This is a genomic window from Bacillus sp. FSL W8-1127 (genome assembly GCF_038006725.1).
Taxonomy (GTDB): domain Bacteria; phylum Bacillota; class Bacilli; order Bacillales; family DSM-4216; genus Bacillus_O; species Bacillus_O smithii.
Window position 1 is genome coordinate 1,004,157 of record NZ_JBBOVU010000001.1, and the last position, 12,747, is coordinate 1,016,903.

At 38.1% G+C, this 12,747-nt stretch carries 11 protein-coding genes, 1 tRNA gene and 1 pseudogene; 7 read left to right on the top strand and 6 right to left on the bottom strand.

Translation table 11 applies throughout. The features are described 5' to 3' along the window. Nucleotides 1-156 precede the first annotated feature (156 nt). Complete coding sequence (locus tag NST12_RS04815) at nt 157-1,518, bottom strand: IS1182 family transposase (RefSeq protein ID WP_341100430.1); 1,362 nt, start codon at nt 1,516-1,518, stop codon at nt 157-159. Nucleotides 1,519-1,658: 140 nt separating this feature from the next. Between NST12_RS04815 and NST12_RS04820 the strand changes: the two genes are divergently transcribed. Continuing rightward, nucleotides 1,659-2,711 carry a 2,3-butanediol dehydrogenase gene (locus NST12_RS04820; RefSeq protein WP_341028789.1) on the top strand — a complete coding sequence of 351 codons (1,053 nt, stop codon included), beginning with the start codon at nt 1,659-1,661 and terminating at the stop codon, nt 2,709-2,711. Nucleotides 2,712-3,217: 506 nt separating this feature from the next. Here NST12_RS04820 and NST12_RS04825 read toward each other — a convergent pair. The 4 genes from NST12_RS04825 to NST12_RS04840 form a co-directional block, all read right to left on the bottom strand. Then, entirely contained in the window at nt 3,218-3,622 is a 405-nt protein-coding gene (locus tag NST12_RS04825; RefSeq protein WP_174521043.1) for an endonuclease domain-containing protein, read from the bottom strand. 682 nt (nt 3,623-4,304) lie between these two features. After that, nucleotides 4,305-4,377 (bottom strand) — tRNA-Val (locus NST12_RS04830). A gap of 316 nt (nt 4,378-4,693) precedes the next feature. Next, nucleotides 4,694-5,737: an IS30 family transposase gene (locus tag NST12_RS04835; RefSeq protein WP_048622401.1), complete on the bottom strand. Its 1,044-nt coding sequence runs from the start codon at nt 5,735-5,737 to the stop codon at nt 4,694-4,696. Nucleotides 5,738-5,923: 186 nt separating this feature from the next. Further along, nucleotides 5,924-6,475, bottom strand: a complete 552-nt coding sequence (locus NST12_RS04840) for a glutathione peroxidase (protein WP_341028793.1) — start codon at nt 6,473-6,475, stop codon at nt 5,924-5,926. Nucleotides 6,476-6,616: 141 nt separating this feature from the next. Here NST12_RS04840 and NST12_RS04845 point away from each other — a divergent pair. The 3 genes and pseudogenes from NST12_RS04845 to NST12_RS04855 all read left to right on the top strand — a co-directional run. Beyond that, a pseudogene (locus NST12_RS04845) lies at nt 6,617-6,760 on the top strand (GNAT family N-acetyltransferase); the annotation flags it as partial. A gap of 285 nt (nt 6,761-7,045) precedes the next feature. Continuing rightward, nucleotides 7,046-7,333, top strand: a complete 288-nt coding sequence (locus NST12_RS04850) for a hypothetical protein (RefSeq protein ID WP_341028797.1) — start codon at nt 7,046-7,048, stop codon at nt 7,331-7,333. Nucleotides 7,334-8,491: 1,158 nt separating this feature from the next. Next, complete coding sequence (locus tag NST12_RS04855) at nt 8,492-8,788, top strand: hypothetical protein (protein WP_048622918.1); 297 nt, start codon at nt 8,492-8,494, stop codon at nt 8,786-8,788. A 562-nt stretch (nt 8,789-9,350) separates the two neighbouring features. Here the strand turns inward: NST12_RS04855 and NST12_RS04860 are convergent. Further along, on the bottom strand, nt 9,351-9,680 hold the full coding sequence (locus NST12_RS04860; RefSeq protein ID WP_327798144.1) for a GlpM family protein: 330 nt from the start codon (nt 9,678-9,680) through the stop codon (nt 9,351-9,353). Between the two features lie 325 nt (nt 9,681-10,005). Between NST12_RS04860 and NST12_RS04865 the strand changes: the two genes are divergently transcribed. The 3 genes from NST12_RS04865 to sfnG all read left to right on the top strand — a co-directional run bounded on the left by NST12_RS04865 (nt 10,006) and on the right by sfnG (nt 12,565). Then, nucleotides 10,006-10,485, top strand: a complete 480-nt coding sequence (locus NST12_RS04865) for a hypothetical protein (protein ID WP_341100434.1) — start codon at nt 10,006-10,008, stop codon at nt 10,483-10,485. A 313-nt stretch (nt 10,486-10,798) separates the two neighbouring features. Beyond that, nucleotides 10,799-11,356 carry an NADPH-dependent FMN reductase gene (ssuE, locus tag NST12_RS04870; RefSeq protein ID WP_341100436.1) on the top strand — a complete coding sequence of 186 codons (558 nt, stop codon included), beginning with the start codon at nt 10,799-10,801 and terminating at the stop codon, nt 11,354-11,356. A 135-nt stretch (nt 11,357-11,491) separates the two neighbouring features. Further along, entirely contained in the window at nt 11,492-12,565 is a 1,074-nt protein-coding gene (sfnG, locus tag NST12_RS04875) for a dimethylsulfone monooxygenase SfnG (protein ID WP_341100439.1), read from the top strand. The last annotated feature ends 182 nt before the right edge of the window (nt 12,566-12,747 follow it).

Consider the following 12,747-nt stretch of genomic DNA (forward strand, 5'->3'; position numbering starts at 1 on the left):
TTCTAGTATTTTTGAACTATTTTTGAAATTTATTGAATAGATAAAAATAAAAGGAGTCAGAGTGTAGACAAAAGGCATCCGAATGTGTGTATTCGGATGCCTTTTGACATTTTTATACTTTAAAGGTTGGGATTAGACCCCTCTAAGGGGTCTATTTTATGCCATTATTGGACTTTTCCATGCCCAGCAGGCCATCTTTTTCAAATTCATTGCAGCAAAAGTTAGCATCGCCTGCATGGACAATTTTTTTAGACCTCTTAAGGTTGTCCAACGCATACCATGCTTTTCCTTTGCATCAGCAAAAACACGTTCAATGGTTTCTTTCCGTCTTGCATAAATGCTCTTATTCTCTTGTGTATGCCGAAGATGATCAGCTTCCTCTAAATAAAATTCCCATACATGTCGCTGAATCAGTTTTTTATGCTCCTTACTTTGGGTGCACTTCGAGAGGAATGGACAATCTTTACACTGGACTGGATCAGAAAAATATTGACGATAGCCTTCCTTCGTCGTAGTTGCATATTTTAACACTTGTCCTTGCGGACAAAGATAACAATCGTAGTATTCATCGTAAACATACTCATGTTTTTTGAAATAACCATCCTTTGTACGAGGGCGAGTATAAGGTAAAGCAGGGGTCATATCATTTTCAAATATGTATTGGGCAACGGCGGGAGTTTTATATCCAGCGTCAGCAGCAACTACAACCGGTTTTCCATGTTTTTCGATGACTTTTTCAAGAAGTGGCTCCAATACGGAACTGTCATGAATATTCCCTGGCGTTACAATAGCCCCCAAAACAAAGCCATTTCGATCCGCAGCAGCATGGAATGAGTAAGCAAACTGTTTTGTTCGCTCGTCTTTTACGTAGTAACCACTTTCCGGATCAGTGGTACTTTCTTTTATTTCTTTATATTCTTCTTTCCCAAATTTATCTGGAGGAAATGGCTTTTTTCCATGTGCTTCTCGATCAGCATTTATCTCATCTTGTAGACGTGCTTGATAGGCTTTCGTTTCTTTTCGAACCACTTTCTTCACAAATTTATGCTTATTCGCACTCGCTTTGACATGAGTAGAATCAATAAAGACATGCTCACTGCTTATCAGCTTCTTATCTGCAGCTTCTTTCAAAATGCGATAGAATATCTGTTCAAATAAGTCTGTATCCTTAAAGCGTCGCTCGTAGTTTTTCCCAAACGTTGAAAAGTGAGGTACCTTATCATAAAAACCAAATCCAAGAAACCAACGGTAAGCCAGATTCGTTTCGATTTCCTCTATAGTTTTTCGCATGGAACGAATACCGAAGGTATATTGGATGAAAGCCATTTTAATCAATACAACTGGATCAATACTTGGTCGACCTCTTTCCGATGAATACATGTCTTGAACAAGCGAATAGATAAATGAAAAATCAATAGCAGCGTCGATTTTACGAACCAAATGATCTGCAGGTACAAGTTGGTCTAAAGCTATCATTTCTATTTGATCACGATTCATCTGTGTATTTTTTGTTAGCACTTCATCCACCTCAATTCATTACGGTATCTTAATTATACAAAAAAAGACTGTCGGCAAATCCGGTTTTTTCGGATTTGTCGACAGTCTGGAGTTTTGATGATACAATGAACGTGTAAAGAAAATAAAGAGGGGGAATTCTCATGAAAGGTGCAAGATGGCATAACGTTCGCGACATTCGAGTGGAGGAAGTGGAAGAACCGAAAGTAGAAAAAGGAAAAGTAAAAATCCAAGTGGAATGGGCAGGAATCTGCGGCAGTGATTTGCATGAATACGTTGCCGGTCCTATTTTTATTCCTGTCAAAGAACCTCATCCTATCAGCAAAGATGTAGCTCCTATCATTATGGGACACGAATTTTCGGGACGAGTAGTGGAAGTGGGCGAAGGAGTTACGAAAGTAAAAGTAGGAGATCCTGTCGTTGTAGAACCCATTCTTCGCTGTGGAAAATGTCCTGCATGTAAACAAGGAAAATACAATCTCTGCGAAAATTTAGGATTCTACGGTTTAGCCGGAGGAGGCGGTGGATTCTCTGAATATACTGTAGTAGATGAATACATGGTTCATAAAATGCCAGAAGGCCTTTCTTTCGAACAAGGGGCACTTGTGGAACCGGCAGCTGTAGCTTTACACGCCGTAAGATCGAGCAAAATTAAGGCCGGTGATAAAGCGGCTGTCTTTGGAACAGGTCCAATCGGGCTTCTTGTCATTGAAGCTTTAAAAGCAGCCGGTGCTTCCGAAATATATGCCGTAGAAGTTTCCGAAGAACGTCTTCAAAAAGCGTTGGAACTCGGCGCAACTGCTGTCATCAATCCGAAAAATGAAGATCCCGTCCAAAAGCTTCTCGAACTGACCGATGGAGGCGTCGATGTTTCCTTTGAAGTAACAGGAGTGCCGGCTGTTTTACAACAAGCTGTTGACAGTACGGCGTTCGAAGGAGAAACAGTGATCGTAAGTATTTGGGAAAAAGAAGCGAACCTTTTGCCCAATAACATCGTTTTAAAAGAAAGAAACGTAAAGGGAGTCATTGCATACCGCGATATCTTCCCGGCAGTCATGAATTTAATGAAACAAGGTTATTTCCCAGCTGAAAAGCTTGTAACGAAAAAAATTAAACTGGATCAAATTGTAGAAGAAGGATTTGAAAAACTCATCAAAGAAAAAGATCAAGTGAAAATTTTAGTCAAACCAGAATAAAATCTGAAACTTGCAGCAATATCCCCTTAGAAAGCAGTTATCTTGCGCTACCCTTTGATCAGACGTTTTCGTGAGAGGTGTCAGACCTCTGATGCTCCCAACATCGGAGGCCGCGCGCCTTTCTTTTTTTATATTTTATCATTCTACTTATTTTAATATGATCTTGCAAGCTCCTTGAATCATTTGATTTCTTGGATAGGATCTGCAAAAATCCAATTAGTACGCATTTAAAGGTATGAAAATTCTATCATTTTAAAAAATTCCTCATAAGTTCAAGTGTCTACATCATGATAAACGCGCTAAATTTCGTTATAAACGTACAATCATTAATGTAATGGCCGGATTTTTTGTGACCGCATGCCTCTCGAAAAGACGTCTGGAAATTCTGTGAATTTTATGGGTTTCAGACGTGCGCACAGAAAAAACTTTGGGGGTCTGATACGAAAGCAACATTGTTAATTCAATGGAAATTATTATGGAACAATGTAAGTATAAGCAGAAGTTTTTTATATTTCGCTTTTAATCTTTTCGAGTACTTTCGCTAAATCTCGGTGAATCATCCGGCCGCTAAACCGCATCACTTTCCAGCCGTTTTTCCGCAAATAAGCGTTTTTACGTCGATCATGTGCTTTTTGTTCGGGTGTTGAATGATACGCTTTACCGTCGCATTCAATAGCGATTTTATACGTTGGCAGCGCAAGATCGATCCGGTATTTACCACATGGCACTTGCGTTTTTACATAATAGCCGTTTAGGGACAGCGCATCGTAAAGTCGCAATTCGATAGGACTTTCGCATTTTTGACGATCAAGATCGCCGATGACCGAATAATCTTTTTCGAGTTTTAAGGCGAGGATATAAAAGACAAGACCAACGCTTATAAGGCCGAAAAATACGATGTAATCTACCATGTTAATCACCTCAATGTATTAGTATGTCCATTTTTATCTTTCCGGGAACAGGCAATTTATACGCGGGTTCTTTTTAAAATCTTTGAAGGTTTTTCGAGAACTATATAGAAAACAAATTGGGAAGATAACTACTAATAAGGAGGGAAGATATCATGTCGCAAGAATTTAACGTGACATTGAAAGAAGCAACACAATAAATTTTACAATAATTGGTATGTAATAAAAATTTGGTAATTATGAGAAAATATATAGGCCTTTATTAGATAAAGTAAACAAGGGTGAAATTCAGTCCATAAAAAGAGGATATAGAAAAAATTTCATTAATTTGTGAGAAAAATCGAATAGTATCACGAGTAATTTCGTTAATTGATCGTGGAATTCCGCATTTATCTAAATACTCGGTAAAACACGAATAGTTGTCGCGGTATTTTTTTAGAGTGTTAGGCGCTTGATCTTCCGCCTTTTTGATTGCAAAGAACGTTTCGGAAAGATCGTCTAGGTTGATCGTGGTTTTCCTCACGACATGTTCGTTCATTGTTTCGCATGAAAAAACACGCTCCTTTTCGAAGCGTGCAACATACCGGGTTAAGTAGGGTGAAACCTTTCGGACGAGTCTGCGCTTATGTCAACGTAAACAAAAAAGCGTCAAACCATTGAAAGTCACGGCTTGACGCTCGTTCAATGATTCCGACTGGTCTCGAACCAGCGACCTCCACCCTGTCAAGGTGGCGCTCTCCCAGCTGAGCTACGGAATCGACAATCAGTATTCGTTTAACTGACATGTCTTATTTTATTGGATGCATAAAAAATAGTCAATACTTTTTATCTTATTTTTTGCAACGGTATTTTTTCTTAAATTGCAATATTAAATGCAACAAGTATTGAAAGACCAGATAACCCATGATTAAGTAGAATCGGGACACTCTGCGCGACTTGACGTGGAGTGGCGGGCATGGTAGCCTGGTTGGCCCAGCCAGTACCGTATACCTGGCTTCATGGCTGGTAGCCATGCCCGCAGAGGCTCTTTGTCAAGTTGCTAAAAACCAACCCTTTGGGTTAGCTGGCTTAAGGTTAAGAAGCTAAGCCAGCTAACTCTATTTGGAAACACTCCTCAGGTGTACGATAATTGAGGATCTTCCTTGGAAGATGGTTACACCAATTTTCAACATAGGTAATGGTTTCGTCTGCCACAGAGGAAATGGGTCTCCCCTTTGGTATGAAGCGCCTAATAAGGCCATTATGACGCTCGTTGGTTCCTCGTTCACAGGATGTGTAAGGGTGTGTAAAATAAACCTCTGTTAGATCTTTTTCAACACTAAGGCCGAGGTCAGCAAATTCAGAACCGTTATCAGCCGTAATGGTTTTAAACACTTTAGAGAACCGATTACCATAAGACACTTTCAACTGAGATATGACTTCTGAAACGGATAGACTATCCTTGGCTGTCACTCTCAAAATTATTTCTTTACGGGTTTTGCGCTCAGTAAGAGTCAATAAGGCCTGATCTTTAGTCTTCTTGCCTATAACCGTATCAATTTCCCAGTGACCAAACTCTTGGCGTTCATTGACTTCAATTGGTCGCTCATCGATACTGCGTCCTAAGATCTTCTTATTCTTCCGGTTACGTTTTTTCTTGGTGTTCAGGGTAATTTTCATAGGTAGGTCAATGTTTTTAACGCCTATAAGTCCTAGATCAATATAGTTATAAAGGGTCTTGGTGCAAACCATTTTGTCTTTGAATTTCCCATCACGTTTGGCTCTCCCACATACCGCATCAGGAGACCATTTCTTATCAAGGATCTGAGTTTCGGCATACTTAATAAACTCGATGGCATCGTCTAGTTTTAGCTTGCGGCCACAGGCTTTCCTGTTTCTCTCATAGAGAAGTTGACCTGTGTCTGGAAAATAGACATGAACAATTTTCCCGTTGCTTTTTCTTTGTGGCACTGTACCTCTTCTTAACTCACGGGAGATGGTGCTTTTGTGACAACCAACATAATCTGCAATCTCCTGTTGAGTCTTACCAGCAGCGTGTAAGGCCGCAATTTTCCCACGGTCATAAGCCGTTAAGTGTTTGAAATGCCGAGCTCCTATGGTAGAATTAGTAATTGCCATAGATAAATCCTCCGTATCGATATTGTTTTAGTCGACTTAATCATACGTGGTTTATCTATGGTTTTTCATTTTTTATGCTTGTTGCATTTGATTATACAACTAGCCAACGGTATTTTTTATCTGCAAAAAATCAGACGTTTTCCATTTTATGCAGTAAAACAGTTATTTGCTTTCTTATGTTTCGCATCATTCTTCTAATAACTTCTGAACGTCTTGCTCGAAATCAACCGGTTCTTCCCATGGTTCATATCTATCCACGACTTGACCGTTTTTGTCAATTAAATATTTGGTGAAATTCCATTTAATATCATCGCCGACCAGCCATTCAGGATAGTCATTTGCCAGTTTTATTTTTAATAGCTTTTCTGTCATATTCGATTCATCAAATCCTTGGAACGGCGCCTTTTGTTTTAAATAATGGAACAAAGGATGAGCGTCTTTTCCGTTTACATCGATTTTTGCAAACATCGGAAACGTGACGCCAAATTTTAATTGGCAAAAAGAAGCTGCTTCGTTGCTTGTTCCAGGTTCTTGTTGATCAAACTGGTTGCATGGAAATCCCAGTATTTCGAAACCTTGCTTTTGATATTTTTCGTACAGCTTTTGCAATTCTTCAAATTGGTATGTAAAGCGACATTGACTAGCCGTATTCACCACTAAGAGCACTTTTCCTTTAAATTCTTCTAAAGAAACTTTATCACCGTATGCATTCTCTACTTCAAATTGATAAATGGACATGGGGAACACCTCTTTCATCTATTATTATTTAATAATTATTATAATATAAAAATACAGATAGGCAAAAAAAATTGCTCACAATGGCATGTTTGGAAATGCCTGCCCATAAATCAAAACATTTGAAAGAGAGTGCCTGCCTAAATGCCGCAAAATATCGGGTCGATTCGAGTTTTAGAGAAGGCAGGATTCCATAAAGAGGGGCTTTCCAAGAAGAATGTAAAGATTAACGGAAAGTGGGAAGATCATTTACACTTCGCCGTCGTGAATCCAAATGATCCAGAATAACTATGAGTTTCATAGAAAACAGAAGAATGATAAGGACTGTCAAAAAGGTTTTATCCAAGACCGTAAGCGATACGAATAGAATGATGATCTTTATAATTCCAAGGATAAGAGAAAGAGAGTTCTCTATCAAATTGTTTAAACGATATCAAAGGAGTGAACGAGGTCCAGTTCTGGAATCTAAGGAAATGGAAGTAAGCGGAGTGTCTACTCTAAAAAGAATAAATATTTTCCTAATTCTTCCGATATCAATAGTGTTTAAAAAATTTTTTTCGAGGAGTTATGATCATGTTAACAAAGATAAAAAAGTTTAAACTAGAACCGGAATATAAAAATCCTGTTTATAAAGTAAAGCTGGAGAGTCCAAAAGGCAAAGAATTGTATATTAAATTTGACTTTACTTATTCGATGAATCGTTACATGCCTTTAGAAGTTCATTATGACGGAGAAGATAAAGGAGCCAAACTTGCTTGGTATACGAACGAAGTAGAAAAAATGAATGTGGAAGATTTCCTGGAGGCAATCGCAAAGAAAATTAATAAAAAATATAATTTTGAGTTAAAGAATACATTATAATGGTAAGCTCCCTCACAGAAACATGCAAAATGAAAAGGTATAACGGTAAAAAACTTATCTATTACCACTCTGCATGGAAGAGAATCTGTAGATGATCGTTTACATATATAATTTGAATTGTATATCACACCGAACAGGGTGTGTTTTTTTATCTGCTGATACAGGCAGATCGAGATATTTGTTAACGATTTTTCCTGCAAATAATGGAGTCTGTTTTTTGGTTCTTATTTGGTTTTCTTTTGGTGCGAAGCCAGTCTGCCCATAAGAATAATTTTTCTCCACGTTCTAAGAACTCCCCATTCTCAAAGCACCCTCGATAAAGCATGTATAGATCATTGTTTTATGGCATGAAATAATCAAATCTGTTTATTCATAAAGTAGTATTTTATTCACTAGCCTTACCTTCAGGTTTCTCATCGCGTTCCTCCATCAGGATTTTTTTCATTTTCCAAGCTTAGCAGATGTGACAAAAGGGAATTAAACACAAAAAATAATACCGGCTGGCCGACTGTATAAAGTTGAAATCTAAATGGCTTGCGGCATTTGGAATGAAGACATGAATCTTGTCATCAACACCAAGATCCTTTCAGACAGTCACAACAACACAAGCACTAACCCATTCATAAACATAAACTAAATAAAAAATTCATTCTACTGCGGTTGATTTCAACCGTTCTTTCACAAAAGATCTGTTTGTTTATTCTCAGCGAGAGATGGAATCTCAAAAGGTCAAGTACTTGATGATTTGGGACTGCTTATGCGAGTTTGCCGTTGCAGAAGAGGAGAAATTCAAAAAAAGAAGTTTTGACCAAGTGAAATTTGGACTTATTCAGCATTTTCAGAAAAGAAGCCGAACAGCGGAATGTCCATTTCAGCATTGGTAAAATTGGTCGCAGATCGATCAGTCAAAAAGAATTTCAGCATGATCACATCACCATAAGATTGGGATTGCAGCATCAGAAGTCCGATTGAATCTGTCGGAAAAAAGTTTCTGCAAAACGATTGAAGCATACAAATATGAAACGTCCATTTGGAATTTATACATCTAGAATGATAAAAGAAACCGGGAAGCTGGTTCAGAACGTGGATGATGGCATGATACTCCATTTGCTCGCGGTGGCCAGAATTTTATTGAATGTGCGGGGAGGATAACGAATTATGGTGCGAGTAGGGGATTGGGTGAAGGTGTGTTTAAAGGATTATGACGTGATTGGGTTTGTCATTGCGACTTACGGTTATTCAGCCGTTATTCAGAAAACGATTTATGTTCGAGACGGGATCATCATGATCACTCGGGAGGATCCGGTGAAATATTCACTAGGTTTATTAAAACCGATCCCTGAAACGATTCATCCAGATGATTTACCCGTGTTGATTGATATGGCATTAGATCATTATGATCGAGAATGGTTCGAGGAACTAACAAGGAAAAAGAATGTGCATAAGAAACGATAAGAACGGCGCCGCGAGTACTAGGAGGAAGAAAAAATTGTCCAGCGATAGAGATGATGAAGGTGGAATATGGCAATGATTTCAAGAAAGTCATTGATTAGACAAAACAAATATGGCAAACATATGAGAAGGTGAACATTGGTTTGCAAGAGTCGAAGAATGATTAGGGGTTCCATTATGAATATTGAAAGTAACAAAAAAGGGTAAGACGGTTTTTTGAAGAAAAGAGTGGAGATAAGCAATTGAATGACAAATGTTTCATCATAAAGTTAAAAAGATCCCCATTTCATTCCGCAGGAAAATGAAAGTTGGGTATTAGTTGAAATGATTGTAAGCACATTATCGGATCTATTTTTCTGAAATTCACTTTGAACGATTGACCTTATTGCAGATGTCAAGGTTCACCCCTTAGATTTTAAAATGAAGAGAAAGCGTCTTGAAATCTTCGTACAGGTTCAACCTAGTTACATACATCCAGAAGTGATAAAAAAGTTGGTCCAAACGGATCCATATAATTCTAATCAAAAACCTACTAGAAAAAGTCTCTAGTAGGTTTTTAGGTAAATTAAGCTATCATTATTTTAGACATGAAGAGGTAAGCAGCATAAATGAATACGGAAAGCAAAACGGCATAAGACGGCTTCATCCAATTGGTCAAGAGAAAAACACAAAATACAAAAAGGGCTAAACCGAGCGCACCGAAAATACCACTTTTTTGAGCTGTATGAAACTCCTTTGAGCTCATGAATTTCATTTGCAGCGTCATGTTAGCCAATGTCATAAGTGGAAGTACAGTGATCAAACCGGATATAAACAAATTTTTGGATTTGCTGAAATAGGTCGCAAAGGCAAGGATGCAGCCGCCTAAGATAAACTTTGAAACATATTCCAACATTGTATGGCACTCCTAAAAAAATTGCGTTTTAAGTAATTATGACATAAAAAAAATGGAAGTAAACCCTTGAAAATGATCATTTGTTTATTTTATGAATATATCATAACCAATGGTGTTTCTTAGAAATACTAAAAAATACGTTTAACTGATGAGATAAACTTCCGCTGGAATGAGTAGGCTATTTTTAAAAAAGCACGTGCAAAGATATGTCGTTTTTGTATAGTGTATGTGCTGGAAGGCAGCAGAGTGATTGAAAACTTAGGAAAGAGAATTACAAGATCCTGGCACTTATGATGAATATTGAAATAGAATGGGAGATTTAAGTATGGATTCGATTCGAGTGACTAAATACAATCCTCAGTACAGAGATACGAACGATGTGTACACTAGAGAAGAGTGGACTAGTTTTTCAGATATTAATAAAGTGTTTCAAGGTAAGTTATTTTCCTTAAATGAATATTTACTTGTAGAGGAGAAATATATAAAAGCTGTAAAAACAATTTTAAAAGAAAAGAATATCAAGAACTTAAAAATTCGAGATCTAGAGATATATTCTGAAGATCTAAACCTGAATCTAAAAGAGGGAGATAGTATAGGGTCCTTAAATTTAAACGAAGTAATGAAAATGATTCTTAGGGAAAACATTTGGTGTAAATTAGTTTCGGATGATTATTTTGAAATACATTTTGGCTACGATTATTATATGTATTTTGTGAGTAATGAAATTTCCAATCGTGTTATTGAGAGTGTGGAAGAAATTGAAGGATTATTTGTAGAAAAAAGAAAATCATCTTATATCCGATGAATGATTTTTGTTGGGGTACAAATTTTTTCCAGTCGTTTTGCAAAAGCATTTTTTTAAAAGCGCAATAGTGATCTTCTTCAAAGTTTTATAGGCTTTATCATTTAAGTGAATTTTTCATATCGAAAACAAAAAGATTTGGAATGGTTTCAGTTCGTCCATCCGACAAATTGACGGAATATAGCGACTTTTTTTCTTTTTGATATTGACACTTAGCAGGGACGGTGATAATATACAATAAATCAAACTAAACAGGTATGATTTATAAGTTTAATAAAATTAATGCTATTATTTAGAAAAATAAGGGGGAGTTTAAATGGGGAAAATCGCGATTATTAACGGGAATCCTTCGCTGACATCGAGACTGAACGGAATCATTCAATATGTTGAACGAAAGTTGCTGCAAGAGGGGGTTGATATTGAACATATCCAAGTTGCGGAATTGCCGGCGGACGATTTAATCAAGGCCAATTTTGACAGTGACGCTATACGGAAAGCGAATCAAAAAGTAGAGGAAGCGAAGGTGATCATCATCGCGAGTCCGGTATATAAAGCGTCGTATACGGGAGTATTGAAGACCTACCTCGATTTACTTCCGCAAAAAGCTTTATCGGGAAAAATCATTCTGCCACTGTTTATCGGCGGCTCAATCGCTCATCTTTTGTCCATCGATTATGCGTTGAAGCCGGTGCTATCCACATTGGGCGCAAGGCTCATTATCGGCGGAGTGTATGCGGTGGATACTTGGATAACCCGAAACGGAAACAACGGCTATCATCTATCGGAAGAATTGATTCGCAGATTAGATGAAGCAGTCGCAGAATTGCTAGAAGAAATAGAATTGAGAAGCGGATTGCCGGAAAAGGTCAAATAAACCGTCAAAGGCTAACGAAGCAAGAAAGCAGCTAGTTTTATACAAAAATATTTCTGAATATTAAAAATAAACTTATTCATTTTCTAGAAGAGATCTAACTCTATCGCGATCCATTTTTAAACAGGGGTGAAGAAAATGTCTTTGAAGTTTGCTTATTGGGTTCCGAATGTTAGCGGCGGATTGGTGATTTCCAAAATTCCTCAAAAGACAGGCTGGTCCTTTGAGGATAATGCCAGATACGCTCAAATAGCTGAAGAAGCAGGATTTGAATATGCGTTGCTTCAAACGAGATTTCTGGCAAGCTACGGTGCGGAAAATCAATTGGAGGCCATCACGTTGGCATCCGCATTAGCGGCGGTAACGAAAAAGCTAAAACTGATTTCGGCGGTGCTTCCCGGCTTATGGCATCCGGGGACGGTAGCCAAAATGATTTCCACCATTGATCAAATCAGCCATGGACGTGCAGCGATTAATATTGTGAGCGGGTGGTTTAAAGGAGAATTTAACGCATATGGCGAACCATGGCTAGACCATGACGAAAGATATCGGAGATCCGAGGAGTTTATCAATGTGCTTCGAAAATTGTGGACGGAGGAGGAAACCCATTTTCGCGGTGATTTTTACCGAATAAACGGTGCTCCATTAAAGCCGAAGCCTTTGAGAGTTCCGGAGATTTTCCAAGGAGGGAATTCTTTAGCTGCACGAAAGATGGCATCCAGAGTATCTGACTGGTATTTCATGAACGGAAATACCATCGAAGGCATTAAAGCACAAATTGATGAGGTGAATTCGCTCTCAGCTGCAAATAACCGTAAGCTGAAATTCGGCGTCAACGCATTTGTGATTGTGAGAGATACAGAAGAGGAAGCTAAACAGGTGCTTCGTGACATTATTGCTTATGCGGATGGCGAAGCTGTGGAAGGATTCCGCAGCCAAGTACGCTTTGCCGGCAAAGCTTCTCCGGAAAGAGAAGGAATGTGGGCAAATTCGGATTTCAACGATTTGGTTCAATACAACGACGGTTTTAAAACCGGATTGATCGGTACGGCGGAACAGGTGGCGGATCGCATAATCGAACTCAAAAAAATCGGAGTCGACCTTATCTTAACCGGATTCCTTCATTATGACGAAGAAATCCGATTATTCGGGGAAAAAGTGATTCCATTGGTTCGAGAAAAGGAAGCCATATTAAACGTGGATGCTGTATAGAAATAGACTTTTTATGAAAAGTGTGATGTTGAACGTAGCAAGGAATGGTTATGTACAACTAAATGTAGAAAGAAGACTTGCGAGAAGAATCCCCCTCTATTGTTGAAAAAGATATTCGACCAATTACCAAAATCATTGATTAAAACAATGTGTTTCCAAATCTTTAAATGCTCGCTAAAACG